Origin of the sequence: Maricaulis sp. (assembly GCF_017643475.1) — a bacterium.
Classification (GTDB): domain Bacteria; phylum Pseudomonadota; class Alphaproteobacteria; order Caulobacterales; family Maricaulaceae; genus Maricaulis.
On the sequence record NZ_JAEPNI010000002.1, the window covers coordinates 407,947 to 428,340 of the forward strand.

Consider the following 20,394-nt stretch of genomic DNA (forward strand, 5'->3'; position numbering starts at 1 on the left):
GAAGGCATCGGCGATGGGAAGTCGGAGCTCAATCCGTCTGTGGCCTAAAACCGGAGAGGACCTGGCGGATCATGCGCTCCTGACGGGCGGGATCAGCCTCGTCACGGTGGTGAACCGCCGCCAGCGCCAGCTCGGCCAATACAGCGTTGAGAATGCGGGCCGCAAGATCAATGGAACCCACTTCGAGCTCACCCGCCTCGCTCGCCAGCTGGATCGCGCGCTTCATACCGCCAAGACTGAATTCCTCTTCCAGGTCGCGGGCGCGTTTCCAGCCGAGCACCTGTGGCCCCTGGTCGAGCAGTATGGCGGCGGTCACCGGCTCACGCGCTGCCGCCAGCCAGGCCAGACAGACGGATAATACGTTTTCCAAAGGTGAGCCGGTATGGCTTGCTGCCGCCGCAGCTCCCGCAATCGTAGCTTTTGACTCCGCAATGAAGACTGCTTCGAACAAGGCCTGCTTGCTTGCAAAGTGATGATACATCGCGCCACGCGACACCCTGGCAACCGCCAGGATCTCATTGGTATGCGTCGCGTCATAACCCGCACGGGCAAAGCTGGCCCGCCCGGCTTTCACCAGGGCCTCGCGCGTTGCTTTCCGTCTTTCTGCCTGAGTCGCCATGATTTCACTTTACAGACTTCGTGTCGGTTTTACAGTGGCCACATACCGACACCGTGTCGGTTAATATAAGGAGCCCCGTCATGAGCGACCCTATCGCCTCTCTCGAAAGCATGCTCGCCGCGTGGAACGAGCCCGACCCGGCCAAGGTCCGCCGCCATCTCGATCAGGCGCTCGCCACAGATGTGCGATTTGTCGACCCCTCCATTGATGTGACAGGGATCGACGGGTTTGAGGCAAATGTGCACGAGGTCAAGAAGACCCTGCCGGGCGCGGTCTATGCGCGTGCCAGCGCTGTCGACAGCCAACACAATTTCCACCGCTATCACTGGACAATCCATCAGGACGGAAAGCTATTGCTGGAAGGATTTGATGTGGCGCCGACCGATGAGGCTGGCCGTGTCGTCTGCATGATCGGTTTTTTTGGCGCCCTGGCGCAGGATGCGGCCTGAAACGCTGACTTCGACCGCGCCAGAAACAATAAAGCGGGACACCTCATCGAGACATCCCGCTTCTGCAAATTATCGCGCCCAGATCCGAACAATGGCCAACGCACCGGACAGCAACATCAGGCTTCCGAGGCCTCCCCAAACGACGAGACGTCCGAATTCCCCAGAAACTTGGTCATAGTCAATTTCGGCGCCGAGCGTCTCCATGAACAGGATCCCTCCAGTCAGAAACAGACCGCCCCAGATCCCGAGTGTGACACCAATCGCACCGATCGCAGCGATTATCACCGCCGCGATCGTGATTGCGATCCGCCCCGTCTTCGACATCACATAAACAGCGTCGCCGGGTTCTCCAGATAGCCCTTCACACGCTGGATCAGCATGGCGGCGTCATAACCGTCGACAATGCGGTGATCGAAACAGCTGGACAGGTTCAGCACCTTGCGCGGCACGACCTGACCGTCCGCATTGTAGCGCGGCAGGGTCTGCATCTTGTTGACGCCGATGATGGACACTTCCGGCGCGTTCAGGATCGGCGTTGTGACCAGGCCACCAATGGCCCCCAGCGAGGTGATGGTGATGGTCGAGCCGGACAGCTCGTCCTTGGTCGCCTTGCCGTCCTTGGCGGCCGAGCCCAGGCGTTTCAGCTCACCGGCGATCTCGAACACGTCGAGGCTCTCGGCATGCTTGATGACCGGGACCATCAAACCGTTCGGCGTCGCCGCCGCGACACCGCAATGCACGGCGTCATACTTGGTCAGCAGCATGTTCTCGCCGTCAAAGTGCGCATTGGCCTGCGGGGTTTCCGGCAGGGCCTTGGCCAGCGCCATGACAAGGAAGGGAATGAAGGTCAGCTTGGCCTGGTCATCCCGCTTGGACTTGTTGAGATGCGCGCGCAGCTCTTCCAGCGCCGTGACGTCGATTTCCTCGACATAGGCGATGTCCGGAATGGTGCGCTGGGCGTGGGACATGTTCTCGGAGATCCGGCGACGCAGGCCGATGATCTTCTCCTCGGTCACACCGGTGCGCGGTGCACGCACTGCGGAGCCACCGCCCGCACGCGCGGACAGGCGACCACCGGAAGCGATGAAGTCATCCATGTCCTGGTGGGTGATACGCCCCGCCGGGCCGGTCCCCGGGACCGTGCCCAGATCGATATCAGCATCCAGCGCGCGCTTGCGAACAGCCGGGCTGGCCAGGGCGCGTTCGCCCGCCGGGCGGGCCGCCACAGCCGGAGCAGCCGGGGCCGGAGCGGGCTTGGCCGGGGCTGCTGGTTTCGGCTCTGCCTTGGCCGGTGCAGCCTCGTCAGCCTTGGCCTCTTCCTTGGCGGGAGCTTCCTCTTCAGCCGGCACAGCACCATCGACGGCGATGAACATGATCTCGGTGCCAACAGCGATGATCTCGCCCGGCTCGCCGACCAGCTTGGTCACCGTACCATTCACGGCACAGGGAATTTCCACCGTCGCCTTGTCGGTCATCACGTCGAGAACGTGCTGGTCCTCGGTGACCGTGTCGCCTTCCTTGACGTGCCACTCAACGATTTCCGCTTCGACGATACCTTCGCCGACATCGGGCATTTTATAGCGGTATTCGCTCATTGCTTATGCCTCCAGAACTTCGCGCATGGCGGTGGTGAACCGGGTCAGGCCCGGGAAATAGGCCCACTCATGGGCGTGCGGGTAAGGCGTGTCCCAGCCGGCGATCCGGTAGATCGGCGTTTCCAGCGCGTAGAAACACTCTTCCTGGATTTGCGCAGCCAGCTCGGCACCGAAACCGGAGGTACGCGGCGCTTCCTGGGCGACGATGCAGCGGCCGGTCTTGTTGACGGATTTGGCAATCGTCTCGATGTCGTAGGGCACCAGCGTCTTCAGATCGATGATCTCGGCATCAATACCCTCACGCTCGGCCGCCGCCAGGGCGACATGCACCAGCGTGCCATAGGTGATGATGGAGACATCATTGCCTTCGCGCACGACCTCGGCCTTGCCGATCGGCAGGCTGTAATGCTCTTCCGGCACCTCGCCCTTGGGGTGTTTGCCCCAGGTTTCTAGTGCCTTGCCCGGGTCACCGTCGAACGGACCGTTATAAAGGCGCTTGGGCTCGAAGAAGATGACCGGGTCATCGCTCTCGATCGCGGAGATCAGGAGGCCCTTGGCGTCATACGGGTTGGACGGCATGACGACCTGGACACCCGGGATCTGGGTGAAGAAGGCTTCCGGGCTCATGGAGTGGGTCTGGCCACCGCGGATACCACCGCCACAGGGCGTGCGGATGGTTACCGGCGTGGTGAACTGGCCTGCCGTACGATAACGGATGCGCGACAGTTCGGAGACGATCTGGTCGAGCCCCGGGAAGATGTAGTCGGCGAACTGGATCTCGGCGACCGGGCGCATGCCCTTCACGCCCATGCCGATCGCCATGGCGACAATTGCCGCCTCGTTGATCGGTGCATCGAAGGAGCGGTCCAGGCCGTATTTTTCCTGCAGGCCGGCAGTAACGCGGAAAACGCCACCGAAATAACCGGCATCCTCACCGAAGGAGACCACGTTCGGGTCTTTTTCCATCATGTTGTCGAGCGCTGAATTGAGCGCCTGGATCATGTTCATCTTGGCCATGATTTAGACTCCCAGATCCTGGCGCTGGCGACGCAGGCGCCAGTCCGGTTCGACATAGACATCTTCGAAAATCGTGTGCGTCGGCGAAAGCGGGCCGTCGTGCAGCGTGCCGTGGCTTTCCGCTTCCTTGTAGGAGGCGATGACCAGCTCGTTGAGCTCTTTCTCGAGCGCCTCGTGACGCTCCTCATCCCATTCGCCCAGACCGATCAGGTGCTGTTTCAGGCGCTCGACCGGATCGCCCAGCGGCCATTTCTCTTCCTCGGCCTTGGGGCGATAGCCCGACGGGTCATCCGAGGTGGAGTGCGCATCGGCGCGATAGGTGAAGCTCTCGATGATGGTGGCACCATGGCCCGCACGGGCGCGTTCAGCCGCCCATTGCGTCGCTGCGTAGACCGCCAGGAAGTCATTGCCATCAATGCGCAGGGACGCCAGGCCGTACCCCAGGCCCTTTTCAGCAAAGGTATTGCCCTGGCCGCGCGCGACACCCTGGAAGGTCGAGATCGCCCACTGATTGTTGACGACGTTGAGAATGACCGGCGCCTTGTAGGTCGAGGCCAGCACCAGCGCGCCGTGGAAATCGCCTTCCGCAGACGAGCCCTCACCGATCCAGGAGGCCGCGATCTGCTTCTCGCCCTTGAACTGGCACGCCATCGCATAGCCGACGGCCTGCGGGAATTGCGTGGTCAGATTGCCGGAGATCGAGAAGAAATTGCCTTCCGCCCAGGTGTAGTGAACCGGAAGCTGGCGACCCTTGAGATTGTCACGGCTGTTGGAGATGCAGTGACACATCATGTCGACGATATCGCGACCGCGCGCAAACAGGATGCCCTGCTGGCGATAGGACGGGAAGATCATGTCCTTATTGTCGAGCGCCATGGCGGCGGCGACGGCGACAGCCTCCTCACCCGTGGACTTCATGTAGAAGCTCATCTTGCCCTGACGCTGCAGCTTGAGCATGCGGTCGTCATAAACGCGGGTCAGCACCATGTGCTTGAGGCCTTCGCGCAGGACATCCGCGTCCAGCTTGGGATCCCATTCACCCACCGCCTGGTGGTTATGGTCCAGGACGCGGACCAGTCCGAGCGCGAGATCACGGGTCTCGCTGCCATCGATGTCCACGGCCGGTTTGCGGGCCTCGCCTGCCGGCGGGATTTCGATATGGGAAAAATCAGGCGTGTCGCCAGGCCGGGCGTGCGGCGCGGGGACGTGGAAGCGGGGATCAGATTGCGTCATGGGCTCTCGCTATGACTGGGCGGAAACCGCCAGGAACTGAAGCCACACAGAGTGTGTGATGCGAGGGGCGTCTAACGCGGATGGACGGTGCTTGTCTACTCTTGGGTCAATGTGCCTTTTCCGGGTTCGCATCCGAAGCAGCTTGGACTATTTTCCCAGCAAACCGGCTTTTGAGGAAAAAATGATCGCAGCCCTTGATAATATTGACGTCCGCATTCTTGAGGCCCTGCAAGAAGATGCGGGCCAATCGGTCGCCGAAGTGGCTGAAAAGGTCGGCCTGACGCCCTCTCCCTGCTGGCGCCGCATTCGTCGCCTGGAGACCGAGGGAATCATCAAACGCCGCTCGATCCAGCTCGACCGCCGCGCCATCGGCCTGATGTTCACCGCCTATATCGAGGTGAAGATCGCCCCGGCCCGCCGCGCCAATTACGAGAAGTTCGAGGAAGCCATCCAGAGCTTCGAGGAAGTCACCGAGGCCGTCACCATGACCGGCCCCTACGACTATCTGGTGAAAGTCGTGATGCCGGACATCGACAGTTATAATGATTTTGTGTCCGACAAGCTGATCCCGCTCGATGTGATCGGCGATTTCCGCACCTCCGTGCAGATCCGCAACGTCAAGGACGGCCGCGGCCTGCCGCTGAGCCATATCGAGGGTTAGCCCTCGCATAACAAAAAAGGGCGGCGCCATCGGCCCCGCCCTCTTTTTTTCCGTTATCGCCGGAACGCTTACTGCATGCGCTCGACAGCGACTGCGGTCGCTTCGCCGCCACCGATGCAGAGCGAGGCAACACCCTTGGTCTTGCCCTGTTTTTCCATGGCCGCCAGCAGCGTCACCATGATGCGCGCGCCAGACGCGCCGATCGGGTGACCCAGGGCGCAGGCGCCGCCATTGACGTTGACCTTGTCATGGCTGAGGCCGAGTTCCTTCATGGCGATCATCGGAACGACCGCAAAAGCCTCGTTGATTTCCCACAACTCGACATCATCAACCGTCCAGCCCGCGCGCTCGACAGCCTTGCGCATGGCCGGGACCGGCGCGGTGGTGAAATAGGCCGGCTCGTGCGCGTGCGCTGCGGTGGCAACGATCTTGGCGATCGGCTTGAGACCACGACGCTCGGCTTCGGACTGGCGCATCAGGACGAGTGCGGCTGCACCGTCAGAGATGGCAGAGGCATTGGCCGCGGTGACCGTGCCGTCCTTGGAAAAGGCCGGACGCAGGTTCGGGATCTTCTCCGGCATGGCCTTGCGCGGCAGCTCATCGGTTTCAACAGCGATCTCGCCCTTGCGGGTCCTGATCGTGACCGGTGCGATCTCGCGCTTGAAGTCTCCTTCCTCGGTCGCGCGCTGGGCGCGAGCCAGGGTTTCCAGCGCGTAGGCATCCTGCTGCTCACGCGTGAACTGGTACTCATTGGCGATCATGTCGGCGAAATTGCCCATCGGCGCCTTTTCATAGGCGTCCTCGAGACCATCCTGGGCCATGTGGTCCTTGACGGTGTCATGGCCATATTTAAAGCCGCCACGGTGCGACGGAAGCATATGCGGGGCCTGGGTCATGCTCTCCATGCCACCGGCGATGATGATGTCGGCATCACCCGCCATGATGGCTGCGCGGCCCATGATGGCCGCCTGCATGCCGGAACCACACATCTTGTTCAGCGTCGTGGCCTCAACAGAGTTGGGCATGCCGGCCTTGAGCGCCGCCTGGCGGCCCGGGGCCTGGCCCTGGCCAGCCATCAGGACATTGCCCATCAGGATCTGGTCAACATCGTCACCGGCAACGCCAGCTTCTTCCATGGCTGCCTTGACAGCGACTGCGCCCAGCTCGTTGGCACTCTCGCTGCCGAGCTCGCCCAGCAGACCACCCATAGGGGTGCGGGCCATGCCCACGATGACGACGGGATCGTCCATTGCGCTCATTTCAAATCTCCTCCGGTTCGCCATTCGGCGTTAAGCTGGCGCGCATGATCAAATTATGCGGCACCGCGTCAAGCCTTTTCGCAGCTGCAGCACAAACGCTGCGGGCGCGACCGAACCGTGTTCAATGGGGTCAAACACTTCTTATTTCAGCGCTATTTACGCCTACGGCAGGCTATTTGGGGTTATCTGAAAACCTGTTCAAGTTTGCCCTGACAGATGAATTGCAGGCATTCGCCATTGTTGCAGTCGCCGCATTTTTCATCCCCGCCCTCGCCGAAGAGATGGTTTTCCGGGTCTGGCTGGGCGGCAGAACCGGCTGGATTCGTGGTGGTCTGGCGGTCACCGCCTTTGTGCTGTGGCACCCGGCACAGGTCTGGCTGGGCCTGCCGATGGCGCAGGACCTTTTTCTCGAACCGGCCCTTCTGGCCATCACCGCCCTGCTGGGGCTCGCCTGCACCCTGGCCTACCGGCTGAGCGCTTCAATCTGGCCGCCCGTCCTCATTCACTGGATCACGGTGGTTTTGTGGAAGGGCCTAACCGCGCCGGTTACAGGCCTCTGAATCGCCCAGACCACAAGCGCGCTCGTAAAGCTCCACGGCCCGGCGTTCGCGGCGATCCGTCGGCTGATAACCATCCCGGCCACGGACATACATATCCGCCAGGGTCCGGCAGGACACCGCATCTGACATCGTGCACGCAGCCTCGCAATAAGCCTGCTTGCGCATATAACCGGGCCGGTTGCCGTGACAGGCCGCGATATAGGAGGCCTGCGGGTCCACTCCCGTTGTGGCCTCAACATCGGCACGCCGCGCACAGCCATCGCTGAAACCGGCGCGACAGGAGCGGTCCGCATAATCCCAGGCGCGATCCATGTCGCCGAGCTCGTAATACTCACTCGCCGCCTGCCAGCAGGCCATGGTGGAGCGGTTTTCGCAGCCGGAAACAACCATTGGCAGGAAGCGCTCCCGATCGGCCCGCACAGGCGCATAGGGGTTGGGCTCCAGGCGGCGTTCAAACTTCCAGCACGATCCGTCCAGCCCCAGCGAGCAGGCCCGCATGTGCATGTTCACATTTCGCTCGAGCAACCAGGACATGGCATCCTGGCGCTGCCACAGCGCGATGGCATACCCACAGCCCCATTTATCGCCAGCCTCGCAAGCGGCGAGATGTTCGGCCAGGCGCTCCTCGACATCATAGATCTGGCACTGCGCTGGCACAGCCAGAACCAGAAACGCGAACAGCGCCAGAAGACTGCGGATCATTCCCCTCATGCCGGGCAGGATAGCGCAGGCCGTCACCCGATCAAGGTGATTGCAGATCCGGAACGTGCCTTGCCCGCGGTCGAGGCGATCCAGCCGCCACCGAGCACACGATCTTCATCGTCCGGGGAGTAGAAGACACAGGCCTGGCCCGGTGCGACGCCTTCCTCACCCTCTGCGAGAACGACGCCTACACTCTCGCCCTCCACCGACAACGCAGCCGGAACCGGCGGGCGGGTTGAGCGGACTTTCACGCGCACGGGTGCGCCATCGGCAATCGCATCCTCGCCCAGCCAGTTGACGTCATTGAGCTTGATACGATTGACAGCCAGCGCCTCACGAGGACCGACCACGACCTGGGCCTGCTCGGCATCTAGTCGCACGACATAAAGCGGATCACCGGCGGCGATGCCCAGACCGCGGCGCTGGCCGACGGTGTAGCGGATCACGCCTTCATGACGGCCCAGCACACGGCCATCGACATGCACGATCTCGCCGGGACGCGAAGCACCCGGGCGGATTTTCTCGACAATGTCGACATAACGTCCTTCCGGCACAAAACAGATGTCCTGGCTGTCCGGCTTGTCGGCCACGATCAGCCCAAAGGCCTCGGCCAGCTGGCGGGTCTGGTCCTTGTTGAGATGGCCCAGCGGGAAGCGCAGGAAGTCCAGCTGTTCATGCGTGGTCGCGAACAGGAAATAGGACTGGTCCTTGCCCTTGTCCGCGGCCCGGCGAAGCTGCGCCCCGTCATCCCCCATGGCGCGCTGGATATAGTGCCCCGTCGCCATGCAGGCGGCACCCAGTTCGCGCGCGGTCTTCAACAGGTCGGCGAATTTCACCGTCTGGTTACAGCGCACACAGGGAATGGGCGTGAAGCCGGCCAGATAGGTATCGGCAAATTCCTCGATCACCGCTTCGCGGAAGCGGCTTTCATAGTCCAGCACATAGTGCGGGAAGCCGCATTCCTCGGCGACACGCTTGGCGTCATAGATGTCCTGGCCGGCGCAACAGGCGCCCTTTTTCTGGATCGCCGCGCCGTGGTCGTAAAGCTGCAGCGTCACGCCCACGACGTCATAGCCCAGATGGTGCAACAGGGCCGCCGTCACCGAGCTGTCGACACCACCGGACATTGCCACAACAACACGATGGTCAGCCGGATCGCCGCCCAGTCCCAGCGGATCGCCGGAGAGATCGAGTTCGCGAAGCAGTTCATCAACGGCCGCACGCGCGCCGTCGGTCGTATTCACAGTCATATCGCCTCCAACGGGGTCAAGGCCCGCAGCAAACGGTTATCAGGAGGCGGCTATATAGGGGATGTGGGCGGGTGTGGCCAGTGTTCGGCATTTCGCTTCTTTGTCCGAGTATCGCTTACAGGCCGCCGCCACTCAGATTGCTCAATACATCCCTCACGAAACCGTAGGGGTCCGCGAAGATCCTGAGGGCAAGACCGAACGAGAACCCAAACACCAGGGCCCCAACGAGTATCAACAACCACAGCGCCATGCCCCAACAGAGCCATACAACGAGTGTTGTGACGAGCACCGCAACAAGCAAGGCAGGCACACCCGCTCGCTCAAACGCTTCATCGCTGGTGATTTCGCCTTGGTCCCTCATGCACTAAAGCCACTGAACAAGTCACCGAAGAATCCGAAAATCGCGCCAAAAACTTGCCCTAACGCCGACAGAAACGCTTCAAGTATACCAGCCAATCCGGCATCTCCGGCCGCATCGCGAACTGTGGTGCCAAACATGCCACCGCCAACTGCTGCACCGAGCACCGTCCACGGCAAGATCGCGAAGGTCACACCGAGCTCCAGCACGAAAAACAGGAATGCGATCAATGCGCCCAAGGTCGCGCCGCCGATAGTAGGCCGACGTCGTTTTTCCCTACGTGCCATGGATCCCTCCCTTCCAGCCTTCACACTAGAAGAAACCTGCCGCACAACAAAAGCGGGAAAATGCCAGCAAGCGTCCCTATCTCAGGAAGGGCAGCAGGGAGACCTGGCTGAGGGATGAGAAGGTTCGGGCGGAGACATCCAGTGCCGTCTGGGCCTGCTGGAACCGCGTCGCGGCGTCGGCCATGTCGACATCCTCCATCTCGCCGATGAAACGATCGAGGAAGGTCTGGCGATCTTCGTGACTGGCAATCAGCGTGTCGACATGGGCAGCGGTGGCGCCGGCCTCACCGACCTTGGTGAAGACGTTGTCCATCGCCGTGATGATCTGGCTCACCTCGTTGAGGATAAATGTTTCCTGAGCCGAGGTCATCGGCTGCACAAACGGGCCATTCACGCCATTCTCGAAATCAACGATGCGCTTGAAACTGTCCATCAGCTCGCCACCGACCTCATTGGCCAGCAGGCCCACCTCGACGGTGATGTGCGTGTCCATCTGGACGGTCGGGCGGCGATCATTGTGCTGGAAGGCATCGCTTGCAGCGCCCATCGGCAGGAGGTCATCCAGCTTCTCGGCATTGACCGGCAGGACGTCGGACCGTGTTCCGCCAAAGATGTAGGAACCGGTATGTCTGGTGTTGAGCGCGTTGGCCACCTTGTAGAAGGCCTCGCGCACCTCGTGCATGACGTAGTTGCCGTCCTTGGTCGTTACCGCCGTGCGCAGGTCATTGGCCGCATCGGTCAGGTTGTTCAGCGCAGTATCCTGGGCTTCCAGCCGGGCCGCGGCGCGAATGCCAGCCTGCTCATAGGCCATGGAACGGGCCTGGGCGGCACGGGTCGCCTGTAGGGTCTCGGCCTCGTGGCCCACACCCTTGAGATCCGTCGCGCGTTTGCCGGTGATCAGCTGTTTCTGACTCTCGAACACGCTGCGCTGGGCCTTCATCAGGTCAGCCAGTGCGGACTGGTTAGCGGCGAAAGTGGAAATTCGGGTCATCGCTCAGGCCTCCTAAACGACCCGCATCAGCGCATCAGCCATTTCCTTGGCCGCTTGCAACATGCGCGCTGAAGCGTTGTAGGACTGCTGATACATCGTCATCGCAGCCAGTTCCTCGTCCAGATTGACCCCCTCGACATCCGCCCGTTTCTGGGCGGCTGTATCCATCAGAACGACATTGGATTCGGCCATGCTCTCGGCCCGCGCAGCGCGGGAACCAACCACACCGGCGATCCGCGCAGAATAATCCTGCAGCGTCGCGGTGGATGAGGCGAGGGAACCTGCCTGGTTGAAGGATCGCGGGCTGTCCATGGCAGCCTGCAACAGGCGGCCGCCGCGATTATCCCCGGTCGACAGCACGATATCGCCAACCACCGACGCGCCATCAATATCCAGCTGCGCCAGAGAGAGCTGCGAGCTGTCAGCACGGATGGCCGCCTTGACCGAGAACTCCTCGGAGCGGTTGGCCTTGTCATACAGCGTCATGCCGAACAGTTCCGACATGGACTTGCCAGACCCTGCACGCTGGGTGTCATCACTGATCATTGTCACGCCGAACTGCTCGAACCCCGCAACCGGCGTTTCCACCAGGCGACCATCAGCATCCAGCGAGAAAGTGACATAACGACCGACGCCATTGGTCGGGTCGTTGAGATCATTGATCAGGTCCGTGAAAGTATCACCGGCCACCGTTGCCACGGTAACCGAAGTCACGGGCTGGCCCTGCGGTCCGACGATATCGAACACCATGTTCTGACCAGCCGCGAAATCTGTGGCATCCGCACCGGTCATTCCGGTCTCGTGGAAACCGATACGGTCTGACACCACCAGGTCGTTGAGGCCGAAGAAGTGCGAAAAACCCCGGCCACCGCGATCACTCGGCGTTGTCGCATCCTGCAGGAACGCAACGCCATTCGTGCCAGCGGATGCGGATACAGACATCACACCATTGGTAAAGCTCGCAGAACCATTGGCGCCCAGCGCGGTATTGATCGCTGCGGTCAGCGAATTCACCGTCGCACCGATGGCAGCCGCCGCGCCACCGTCGACAGAGAGCGTGCCTGCATCGAAATCGATATCGATACGGCTCACCAGCGTGCCTGTATTGCTGGTCACGGCCAAGGTGGTCGCCCCGGTGAAATTATGCTGGTCAGTGCCATTGAGTCCGGTATTGCGTCCGGTCAATGTCTGCGGTGCGGGATAGGATGAGGAATCATTGTGCGCCTGGTTCAGCGCATCTGCGAAGGCCGCGGAGATCTCGCCAAGCTCCTCCGCCATTTCCGGCAGGATTTCGTCACGCAGCTCGATCAAGCCGCGCAACTCGCCCTTCATGATATGGCTTTCCAGCTCGGTCGCTGTGCCGTTCGGATTGGCTGCGGTGATACGGCCATAATCCGACTTGTAAGAACCGGTACCGGTCGGTGTGTATTGCAGCGTGGCGACAAAATTGTCGAGCAGCAGCACGCCGTCTTCCGTTCTCAGGACCACCCGACCGTCCGACTGGGGCACTGCGCGGATGTCGAGCAGGTTGGAGAGCTCGTCCAGCAATTCGGACTGGCGGTTGGCGGCGCCCGAGGTATCACCCCCACCTGCTGACATGTTCTGAACGCTGGTATTGAGCTCGAACAATTCATTCATCAGTTGGTTGGCGCGCTCGACGCCGGCGCTGATGCGGGCATCCGCTTCCTGACGCTGGGTCTTGATTTCCATCGACAGCCGCTTGGTCTCGTCAAAGAAGCTGTCGATATCAGCCCCTACCGCGAGGCGCGACACCGCGAGGGACGGGTCCACGCTGGCCTGGGCCACGCTCTCGAACACCTTGTTCATGCGCGAGAACATTGAGCCCGGATCATCCAGACCGCCAAACTGCGACTGGACCCGGTCCAGGGCCGTGGCAATGGCACTGGTCTGGCCAGCGGCCGAAATCGCGTTCAGCGAGGCGACCTGGAGAAACTGGTCGGTGATCCGCGTAATGCCCGTGACTTCCACGCCCATGGCGGTTCCACCGACATTGCGGGCAACCATGTTGGGGCTGGTTCGTGCATATCCAGGCGTGTTGACATTGGCGACGTTGTTGGACGACGACCGCATGCCAGCCTGGCTGGCGGTGAGACCTGAAAGTGCGTTTCCGAGAATGCCACTCAGCGACATGGTGCACTCCGCTTATATCGCACGAGACGGACACCGGAACGGAGTTTTCTGCCGCTGCCTCGGCAAGCCTTGCCGGGCGCACGCAGTTGGGAAATGCCGATCCAGGGGATCTGAACCTCACCGTAACCGTATGTTTTAAAAACGTCTTTCATGCGTTCATCATAATTCTGCCTGCGCACCCGCTTGGCGCGCCTACCATGGTTAATCGCAAGGAGCGGGCCAGTTTGGATCTTGCGTGCCAGAATCCGTAAAACCGCTCTCCCGGACCCGAAACGAGCGGCCGGAACGCTGGGTGGGCAGCTTCCGCCGGGTAAGCGGCAGAAATCGCCGGGCCTAACGCGAACTTACAGGTATTAACCACAAATTAATACGCATTTTCAGCATGTTACGCTAACTTCTTTGTGGCACGGCGCTTGCGGAGAGTTGAGCGGATCAGCGCCACCTTTGTGTGGTGCAGCAAGAAAACAGGTTTTGAAACGCCATGCAGGCTTTCTTTATGAACGCGACTTTCCTGAGCTCCGGCACCGCCTCTGCGGCGGGCGCTGTCGCCACGCCCGGCAATAACCAGGCAGGCGGTCAGGATAATGGTGTCTTTCAGGCCCTGCTCGCCGGACAGGCGGCACCACCGGGTGCGGGAGGTTTCGGCACACCGGTCGCGACCAATAATATCGGACGCATTGACCTGCCAGTCGACACGGCCGGAGGCACACTCCTGAAACCTGCTGTCGCGGATACGCTGTCGGACCTGCCGCCGCAGACACGCAGCATCGCGCAGGACCTTGGAACGGTGTTCGCCCAGCTGCGCACCCAGATATCCGAAATCCGCAACGCGCTGGCTTCTGCATCTGACACTGCCGGACAGCCATCTGTCGCGGCGCAGGCTTCGGGCACCGGCATTGCCACCACCACAATTTCCGATGACGTCGCGCCCCTGAACATCCAGCCCGCCGCCTCACAGGCGGACACGGTGCTGAACGACCAGCCGATCCACAATGATCCGCTGATCGCGATGCTCGAGCCCATGCGTGACCAGCTCGCGGCCCTTGGCATTGATATAGACACATTGGGCAGTACCGGCCCCGCCGCTGCAACACCCGCAATCGGCAAGCCGCTTGCTCCGGTTCAAGAGCCGATCGCCACGTCAGCAGCGCTCAAATCAACAGTCCAGGTCCAGGACACGCCAATCCCGGCGACTTCAACCGCTGCGACTGAAACGGGCCTGGCCAAGACACTGCGGCCAGAGCCGGCACGTCCGGAGGCTACCCAGCCCCAGCGCGCTTCGCTGATCGACCGCATGAGCGAACGCCTGGAGGACCTTAAACACAAGCTTGGCGGCCTCCAGCTCCCCACCGCCGTCATGCACGGCCTCGAGAACACAATTTCCCAGCTGAACACGCTGTCACAGCTGAACAGCATGATTACCGCCCCTGTGGCTGAACCGATGATCGCATCGCTGGCCGCACATGGGGCGCCGCTGCCGACCACTCCGGCGAGCAGCACGTCCCCCGCAGGCGCCATGGCAACAGCAACGCCGACCGGACTGACTTCACAACCGTCGCCGCCGGGGGCCCTCGACCCCCTGTCCACCGCGACAACAGAGGAAGCAACCCCGGCTGCTGCCGGGCAAGCTGGCGCTGCCAAACAGGCTTCCGCTAACCAATCAATTCAGGACCCGGCAGCGCAATCCAAGATCGCCCCGGCGATGGCGTCACCGTCCAAGGCAGCGGCCACGCCTGCATCTGAGGCAAACCTGCCAGCGTTCGCCGCGCCGCCGACACGGTCATCGGCCGCGCAGCAAGCCACTGCTGCAGGCCCCCAAGCAACCGCAACCGCACCGGCCACACCCGTGGCGACGACAGCCGCGCCGACGAAATCCGCGGAGCCAGCACCTGAACTCGTGGCCGCTGCCCAGCAGGCGCGCCCGACATCCACGCCCGGCTCACAGCTGGCAGAGCGCAACAACAAGGTCGCTTCGTCCAATGCGCTGGCAGGAAGCTCCGGAGCGAAAGCCGGTACCACTTCTGGTTCCGCGCCCAACACCGGCCAGCCACAGCCGCCAACAAGTCCGAACGCAAGTCCAAACATGACGACACCGGCCGAGGCCATCCTGCAGGAACCCCGTGCGGCAACGCCCATGCCCGGGCAGGCCGGATTTGACCCGCAGCTGGCGCAGTCCCAGCCGGTGAGCGAACAAAATCTTGGTCTGCGGACGGACCAGGACCTGAGCTTGCAGCGCGCCGACGGCCGGTCGGCGGCCGAGCGTCCCACGCATGAGGGCCAGCGCTTCACGCCGCAGTCCGCCCAGCAATTGGCGGCCCAGATCACGCGCCGCTTTGCCAATGGCAATCGTGTCTTTGACATTCGTCTCGACCCGGCCGAACTGGGCCGCGTGGATGTGCGCCTCGAACTGACCGGAGACCAGCGTGTCCAGGCTATCCTCTCGGTCGAGCGCCCGGAAACCCTGGCTGAACTCCAGCGCAGCGCCCGTGATCTCGAGCGCGCCCTCAACGAGGCCGGTCTGGAGCTGGAAAATGACGGTCTGGAATTCCAGCTGAATGAAAATGCGGATGATCAGGGCTTTGATGCCGATGAGGATCCGGACGTGCTGCCTGTTTTCGTCGAGAGCGACGAGCTGGAAATGGCAGCCCTTGCCAATGAACCCGCGATCGAACGCGATGCCTATGGCTTCCGCCTGGCAGCCTCGCGCGATCGCCTGGATATGCGGATCTAGGAACAGGTAGATGACAGATATCTCAGCCCTCACCGCGGCCACCGGCTCGAACAGCGCACTGTCCCAACAGTCCGCGAGCCTGGGCGATAACTTCGAGATGTTCCTCACCCTGCTCACCGAGCAGATGAAGAACCAGGATCCGCTGGACCCTCTGGATTCGACACAATTCGTTAGCCAGCTGGTCGATTTCTCAAGCGTCGAGCAGCAGATCCAGCAGAACCAGAACCTGGAAAACCTGCTCCTGCTCCAGTCGGCAGCAGCCCAGGCCTCTTCCGTCAGCTATATCGGTCGCGTCGGCCTTGCCCAGACCCCGCAGGTGGAGATGACCAACAGTCAGGCGACCTGGGAATACACCATGCCCGAAAACGCCCGCTCCACGACGCTTATCGTCAAGGATGCGGACGGCCGCGAGCTCGGCCGTTTCGATGGCAACAACAATACGGGCACTCACAGCTTTACCTGGGACGGTCTGGATACAGCCGGATCGCAGATGCCGGACGGCGTCTATTCCCTGGAAGTCCTGTCTGTCGATGACGACGGGAACAATATCACTCCCACCATCCGGGCCGAGGGCCTGGTTACGGGAGTGGATCTCTCTGGCAATGAAGTCATTGTCGAGATGGGCGGAATTCGCGTGCCGCTCTCCTCGGTACTCTCTTTGAGGGAGGACGGCACAGTTTGATCCTTCAGGCCGCCGGCCTGAAAAACCGGACCCCAGAATGGGACTTCGGATCCACCTAGCAGAAGGCTCCCTTTGTTTTGAAAACGTAAGGAGCATGCAATGAGCATCAATTCCGCGTTGTTGGCCGGCGCTTCCGGCCTGATCGCAAATTCCAGCGCCCTGGCCGCTGTTTCGGACAATATCGCCAACGTGAACACGGTTGGTTACAAGCGTGCCGAAGCTGTCTTCACCCCGATGTATGACAGCCGCGGCGAAGGTACGCGCTACACCGCTGCCGGTGTCGGCTCGCGCACCCAGTTGAATATCAGCCAGTCAGGCCTGTTGACCGGCTCCACCTCTGCGACCGACCTGGCGATTGCCGGTAACGGCCTGTTCGTCGTACGTGACGACGCCAACGCCAACTCGTCAGACCCGGTCTCCTTTACCCGTGCAGGCCGCTTTGTGGCGGACAGCTCAGGCTATCTCCGCAATGATGCAGGCAAATACCTGGCCGGCTGGCCGGTTGCCGCAGACGGTTCGGTTCCCACCAACCCGTCCGACCTCAACACGCTGGAGACCATCAACCTCTCCTCCATCGGTGGTGCGGCCGAGCCGACCTCCATCATGGGCATCAATGCCAACCTGCTGGCCAGCCAGACCGTCTCCGCAGCCGAGGCGACCTACAATGCCGGCGTTGCAGCCAACAACATGGCATCGGGCGCGGTGACTCCGGACTTCCAGCGCACCATTCCCTTCTATGACAGCCAGGGTGGCGTTCGCTCGATCACCATTTCCATGCTGAAGAGCTCCACGCCGAACCAGTGGCACGCCGAGATTCACATGGTTCCGGCCTCTGAAGTGACCACAGGTGCAGGCCTCAACAACGGCCAGATCCTGACCGGTACCGTCGCGTTTGACACGCAGGGTCGCCTTGACTCCGCCAACACGACCCTGCCGACCACGGTAAACTTCCTCGCGTCGGACAATGTTGCCGCCCTGGGCGCGAATGACTTCCAGTGGTCCGCCGCGACCGGGATTGCCGCCCAGACGCTCACGCTGGACTTCGGTGATCCGAGCTCTCCGGGTGGTTTCACACAGTATGACAGCCCGTCTGCCCTGCTCTCCACCAATGTGAACGGCTCGGCCTTCGGTAACTTTGCCGGTGTGGAAGTTGACGATGAAGGCTTTGTCTTCGCCAAGTTCAACAACGGGATCATCCGCAAGGTCTATCAGATCCCGGTAGCGACCTTTGTGAACCCGGACGGTCTGCAGGCCCAGTCCGGCGGCACCTACACGGTTACCCCGGAGTCCGGTACCTACACGCTGAACCAGCCGGGTCTGGGTTCTGCCGGTACGATCGCGTCCTCCACGCTGGAAAACTCCAATGTCGACCTGGCGACCGAGTTTACCACACTGATCACCACACAGCGGGCGTATTCCGCTTCCTCGAAAATCATCACCACGGCTGATGAGATGCTCGATGAAGCCATCCGGATGAAGCGTTAATCCATCACCTGACGCTTTTAACTAAGGGCTCCGCTTCGGCGGGGCCCTTTTTTATTGCGCCTTGCATGTGGGTAAACGCGATCGCTCAAATCTTATGCGAGTTTTATTCGGATTTTCGCGGAGGCGTTAAACGCAAATTCACCCAGAGGTTTAGGCGGATGTTAAAGGCCTTGGGCTAGGGTCACACCATAAACAAAAACAAACGGGGACCGGACATGCAGCCGCGCCTTAAAAAAGAAAACTACGTCATTGGACCGGATGGTAGCCCTCTTACGCTTGGAGACCTTCCCAAGCCCGAGACACAGCGCTGGGTGGTACGCCGCAAGGCAGAAGTCGTCGCCGCAGTTCGCGGTGGCTTGCTTTCACTGGAAGAAGCTTGCTCACGATATTCGCTGACCGTGGAGGAATTCCTCGGTTGGCAGCGCTCCATCGATAAACATGGACTTGCAGGTCTGCGCACAACGCGTCTGCAGACCTACCGATAGCACCGGATTTTCCGGTTGCTGAGTGAGCGGTGGCCCTCTCCCCCCTTGGGTCACCGTTCATCACATATAATTTCAGTACGTTAGATAATTCTGATGAGAAAAATTCATCAGGATTAATGACGTATGCGCGTATCTTAATACCTCGTTTACGAGACTGGTAGGAAAATTCTGCCCAGTGCTTCGCTACGGAGCACACGAATTATTTGGGCAGGATGACCAGTGAACGCGCTTTTTGAACAGATCAGAGTTTTTGGTGTTGGACGGCTGACCGCGATTTTCGGCCTGGCTGCCGGTGTCGCTGCTGCGCTCGTCTATTTTTCCAGCGCTATTGGCGGTGGTTCGCAGGCCTTGTTGTCTGCAGGTCTGGACCCGGCGGAAGCTGTTGCTGCCGGTCAATTGCTCGATCAGGCAAATATCCCCTACGAAATCACTGAGGGCGGCACGGCCATCTATGTTGCCCGCGACCAGATCGATGCTGCCCGTGTTCGCATTGCTGCTGACGGGCCAATCGGCGGATCTGCAGGATACGAACTGTTTGATCGCCAGGACAGCTTTGGCCAGACCAGCTTTGTACAAAATCTCAACGCCAAACGCGCCCTGGAAGGCGAGCTGGCCCGCACGATCCAGTCCCTGAACTATGTCCGCTCGGCCCGTGTTCACCTGAACCTGCCGGAACGTAGAATGTTTGCGCGCGACCAGCAGGCCCCTACCGCAGCCATCACCATCAATGCCAGCGGTTCCCTCAACAGCGAGCAGATCCGCGTGATCCGAAATATCGTTGCCGGCGGCGCGGGCCTGGAAGCCACAAATATCTCCATCGCCGATGATCGCGGCCGCCTGCTGGCTGCAGCCACGGAAGATGGCAGCACGACGGGCATGATGATGGATGAACGCCAGAGCGCTCTTGAAGCGACCCTGCGTCAGAACATTCTCAATATCGTCGAAGGCGTGGTCGGCCCGGGCGCTGCCCGCGTCCAGGTTACGGCGGAACTGAACCGTCAGAGTGTCACCGAAACTTCCCAGAATTTCGATCCTAACGGCCAGGTTCTGCAGTCACGCGAACGCAACACCGAAACCTCGCGCGACAATGAAGGCGGCAATTCCAACGCCGTGTCTGCCTCTGAAAACCTGCCCGATGGTGGCAATGAAGGCGCCGGTGGACCACAGAGCGCTTCAGAACGTGAAGTATCAAACGAGATCGTCAACTACGAAATCTCCACCACGACACGGACCGAGATCATCGAGGCCGGCTCCATCAACCGCCTCGCCGTCGCTGTCGCTGTCGATGGCATCCTGACCACGAACGAGGATGGCAGCTCTACATGGACGGCGCGCCCTGCCGAGGAAATCGAGCAGATCGAAGCACTTGTCCGCTCGGCCATGGGTTTTGTGAACAACGGCACGCGCACCGACGACCTGACTGTCACCCAGATCGAGTTCGCTCGCGCCAACCCGCTGCTTGGCACGGAAGCGGCCGGCGGTTTCAGCTTCAACAAGAATGACCTGCTGCGTGGTGCCGAAGTCCTGGTGATGTTCATCACAGCTCTATTGGTGATCTTCCTGGTCGCTCGCCCACTGGTCAAAGGCGCCGGAGCCACTGCAGCCGCGCCTGCCGGACTGGCGCTGGCCACGGCCGGTGGCGCCCCGGCGCACACGCTGGATACGGCCAACGCACCAACTGCCCTGCCAACTGCTGAAGTCCCGGCGGCCCTGCCGGCCGGCTCGGCACCACCCACAATCGACAATGCTTTGATCGATATCGAGAAAATCGATGGCCAGGTGAAAGCCTCCTCGATCAAGAAAGTTGCATCCCTAGTCGAACAGCACCCGGAAGAGAGCATCTCCATCCTGCGTAGCTGGCTGCACGACGCCTGAGGCT

Annotated in this window: 19 protein-coding genes; 8 read left to right on the forward strand and 11 right to left on the reverse strand. The window is 61.3% G+C overall.

The genetic code is table 11. The features are described from left to right. Positions 1-28 precede the first annotated feature (28 nt). Positions 29-619, reverse strand: coding sequence for a helix-turn-helix domain-containing protein (locus tag JJ889_RS09285; protein WP_291894159.1), 591 nt, complete (start codon positions 617-619; stop codon positions 29-31). 80 nt (positions 620-699) lie between these two features. Here JJ889_RS09285 and JJ889_RS09290 point away from each other — a divergent pair, with 80 nt between their 5' ends. Further along, positions 700-1,068: a hypothetical protein gene (locus tag JJ889_RS09290; RefSeq protein WP_291894161.1), complete on the forward strand. Its 369-nt coding sequence runs from the start codon at positions 700-702 to the stop codon at positions 1,066-1,068. A gap of 69 nt (positions 1,069-1,137) precedes the next feature. On the opposite strand, the gene JJ889_RS09295 is transcribed toward JJ889_RS09290, so the two are convergent. Genes JJ889_RS09295 through JJ889_RS09310 form a run of 4 tightly spaced genes read right to left on the reverse strand, consistent with a single transcriptional unit; the run spans position 1,138 to position 4,913 of the window. Continuing rightward, positions 1,138-1,392: a hypothetical protein gene (locus JJ889_RS09295; protein ID WP_291894163.1), complete on the reverse strand. Its 255-nt coding sequence runs from the start codon at positions 1,390-1,392 to the stop codon at positions 1,138-1,140. Then, a complete protein-coding gene (locus tag JJ889_RS09300; RefSeq protein WP_291894165.1) occupies positions 1,392-2,663 on the reverse strand; it encodes a dihydrolipoamide acetyltransferase family protein in 1,272 nt (423 codons plus the stop codon). The genes JJ889_RS09295 and JJ889_RS09300 overlap by 1 nt, the downstream gene beginning before the upstream one ends. 3 nt (positions 2,664-2,666) lie before the next feature. Continuing rightward, a complete protein-coding gene (locus tag JJ889_RS09305) occupies positions 2,667-3,680 on the reverse strand; it encodes an alpha-ketoacid dehydrogenase subunit beta (RefSeq protein ID WP_291894167.1) in 1,014 nt (337 codons plus the stop codon). A 3-nt stretch (positions 3,681-3,683) separates the two neighbouring features. Continuing rightward, positions 3,684-4,913 (reverse strand): 3-methyl-2-oxobutanoate dehydrogenase (2-methylpropanoyl-transferring) subunit alpha, encoded by a 1,230-nt coding sequence (locus JJ889_RS09310; RefSeq protein WP_291894169.1) that lies wholly within the window; start codon positions 4,911-4,913, stop codon positions 3,684-3,686. Positions 4,914-5,094: 181 nt separating this feature from the next. Between JJ889_RS09310 and JJ889_RS09315 the strand changes: the two genes are divergently transcribed. Then, positions 5,095-5,574 (forward strand): Lrp/AsnC family transcriptional regulator, encoded by a 480-nt coding sequence (locus JJ889_RS09315; RefSeq protein WP_291894171.1) that lies wholly within the window; start codon positions 5,095-5,097, stop codon positions 5,572-5,574. A 68-nt stretch (positions 5,575-5,642) separates the two neighbouring features. Here JJ889_RS09315 and JJ889_RS09320 read toward each other — a convergent pair whose 3' ends face one another. Next, positions 5,643-6,833, reverse strand: coding sequence for a thiolase family protein (locus JJ889_RS09320; RefSeq protein ID WP_291894173.1), 1,191 nt, complete (start codon positions 6,831-6,833; stop codon positions 5,643-5,645). A 176-nt stretch (positions 6,834-7,009) separates the two neighbouring features. Here JJ889_RS09320 and JJ889_RS09325 point away from each other — a divergent pair, with 176 nt between their 5' ends. Further along, entirely contained in the window at positions 7,010-7,393 is a 384-nt protein-coding gene (locus JJ889_RS09325) for a CPBP family glutamic-type intramembrane protease (protein WP_291894175.1), read from the forward strand. Here the strand turns inward: JJ889_RS09325 and JJ889_RS09330 are convergent. The 5 genes from JJ889_RS09330 to flgK form a co-directional block, all read right to left on the reverse strand. Next, the gene (locus JJ889_RS09330) at positions 7,367-8,095 is read right to left on the reverse strand and encodes a hypothetical protein (RefSeq protein WP_291894177.1); all 729 of its coding nucleotides are present in this window, start codon (positions 8,093-8,095) and stop codon (positions 7,367-7,369) included. The genes JJ889_RS09325 and JJ889_RS09330 overlap by 27 nt on opposite strands. A gap of 32 nt (positions 8,096-8,127) precedes the next feature. Further along, positions 8,128-9,345: a tRNA 2-thiouridine(34) synthase MnmA gene (gene mnmA / locus JJ889_RS09335; RefSeq protein WP_291894179.1), complete on the reverse strand. Its 1,218-nt coding sequence runs from the start codon at positions 9,343-9,345 to the stop codon at positions 8,128-8,130. A 357-nt stretch (positions 9,346-9,702) separates the two neighbouring features. Next, on the reverse strand, positions 9,703-9,990 hold the full coding sequence (locus JJ889_RS09340) for a hypothetical protein (RefSeq protein WP_291894181.1): 288 nt from the start codon (positions 9,988-9,990) through the stop codon (positions 9,703-9,705). Between the two features lie 76 nt (positions 9,991-10,066). Beyond that, positions 10,067-10,981: a flagellin gene (locus JJ889_RS09345; RefSeq protein WP_291894183.1), complete on the reverse strand. Its 915-nt coding sequence runs from the start codon at positions 10,979-10,981 to the stop codon at positions 10,067-10,069. A 12-nt stretch (positions 10,982-10,993) separates the two neighbouring features. Beyond that, positions 10,994-13,132 (reverse strand): flagellar hook-associated protein FlgK, encoded by a 2,139-nt coding sequence (flgK, locus tag JJ889_RS09350; protein WP_291894185.1) that lies wholly within the window; start codon positions 13,130-13,132, stop codon positions 10,994-10,996. A 496-nt stretch (positions 13,133-13,628) separates the two neighbouring features. On the opposite strand from flgK, the gene JJ889_RS09355 reads away from it, so the two are divergent. From JJ889_RS09355 to fliF, 5 genes are all read left to right on the forward strand, one after another. Then, the gene (locus JJ889_RS09355; protein ID WP_291894188.1) at positions 13,629-15,863 is read left to right on the forward strand and encodes a flagellar hook-length control protein FliK; all 2,235 of its coding nucleotides are present in this window, start codon (positions 13,629-13,631) and stop codon (positions 15,861-15,863) included. 10 nt (positions 15,864-15,873) lie between these two features. Further along, entirely contained in the window at positions 15,874-16,545 is a 672-nt protein-coding gene (locus tag JJ889_RS09360) for a flagellar hook capping FlgD N-terminal domain-containing protein (RefSeq protein WP_291894190.1), read from the forward strand. A 99-nt stretch (positions 16,546-16,644) separates the two neighbouring features. Then, positions 16,645-18,030, forward strand: coding sequence for a flagellar hook protein FlgE (locus JJ889_RS09365; protein ID WP_291894193.1), 1,386 nt, complete (start codon positions 16,645-16,647; stop codon positions 18,028-18,030). A 215-nt stretch (positions 18,031-18,245) separates the two neighbouring features. Further along, the gene (locus JJ889_RS09370; RefSeq protein ID WP_291894196.1) at positions 18,246-18,515 is read left to right on the forward strand and encodes a DUF1153 domain-containing protein; all 270 of its coding nucleotides are present in this window, start codon (positions 18,246-18,248) and stop codon (positions 18,513-18,515) included. A gap of 219 nt (positions 18,516-18,734) precedes the next feature. Beyond that, positions 18,735-20,390, forward strand: a complete 1,656-nt coding sequence (gene fliF, locus JJ889_RS09375; RefSeq protein WP_291894199.1) for a flagellar basal-body MS-ring/collar protein FliF — start codon at positions 18,735-18,737, stop codon at positions 20,388-20,390. Positions 20,391-20,394 lie beyond the last annotated feature (4 nt).

Coding starts and splice junctions, on each gene's coding strand:
- JJ889_RS09295 (WP_291894163.1), bottom strand. CDS start 1,392: ATGTCGAAGACGGGGCGGATCGCAATCACGATCGCGGCGGTGATAATC.
- JJ889_RS09300 (WP_291894165.1), bottom strand. CDS start 2,663: ATGAGCGAATACCGCTATAAAATGCCCGATGTCGGCGAAGGTATCGTC.
- JJ889_RS09320 (WP_291894173.1), bottom strand. CDS start 6,833: ATGAGCGCAATGGACGATCCCGTCGTCATCGTGGGCATGGCCCGCACC.
- JJ889_RS09310 (WP_291894169.1), bottom strand. CDS start 4,913: ATGACGCAATCTGATCCCCGCTTCCACGTCCCCGCGCCGCACGCCCGG.
- JJ889_RS09330 (WP_291894177.1), bottom strand. CDS start 8,095: ATGATCCGCAGTCTTCTGGCGCTGTTCGCGTTTCTGGTTCTGGCTGTG.
- JJ889_RS09315 (WP_291894171.1), top strand. CDS start 5,095: ATGATCGCAGCCCTTGATAATATTGACGTCCGCATTCTTGAGGCCCTG.
- flgK (WP_291894185.1), bottom strand. CDS start 13,132: ATGTCGCTGAGTGGCATTCTCGGAAACGCACTTTCAGGTCTCACCGCC.
- JJ889_RS09285 (WP_291894159.1), bottom strand. CDS start 619: ATGGCGACTCAGGCAGAAAGACGGAAAGCAACGCGCGAGGCCCTGGTG.
- JJ889_RS09340 (WP_291894181.1), bottom strand. CDS start 9,990: ATGGCACGTAGGGAAAAACGACGTCGGCCTACTATCGGCGGCGCGACC.
- JJ889_RS09305 (WP_291894167.1), bottom strand. CDS start 3,680: ATGGCCAAGATGAACATGATCCAGGCGCTCAATTCAGCGCTCGACAAC.
- JJ889_RS09355 (WP_291894188.1), top strand. CDS start 13,629: ATGAACGCGACTTTCCTGAGCTCCGGCACCGCCTCTGCGGCGGGCGCT.
- JJ889_RS09345 (WP_291894183.1), bottom strand. CDS start 10,981: ATGACCCGAATTTCCACTTTCGCCGCTAACCAGTCCGCACTGGCTGAC.
- JJ889_RS09290 (WP_291894161.1), top strand. CDS start 700: ATGAGCGACCCTATCGCCTCTCTCGAAAGCATGCTCGCCGCGTGGAAC.
- JJ889_RS09365 (WP_291894193.1), top strand. CDS start 16,645: ATGAGCATCAATTCCGCGTTGTTGGCCGGCGCTTCCGGCCTGATCGCA.
- mnmA (WP_291894179.1), bottom strand. CDS start 9,345: ATGACTGTGAATACGACCGACGGCGCGCGTGCGGCCGTTGATGAACTG.
- JJ889_RS09370 (WP_291894196.1), top strand. CDS start 18,246: ATGCAGCCGCGCCTTAAAAAAGAAAACTACGTCATTGGACCGGATGGT.
- JJ889_RS09360 (WP_291894190.1), top strand. CDS start 15,874: ATGACAGATATCTCAGCCCTCACCGCGGCCACCGGCTCGAACAGCGCA.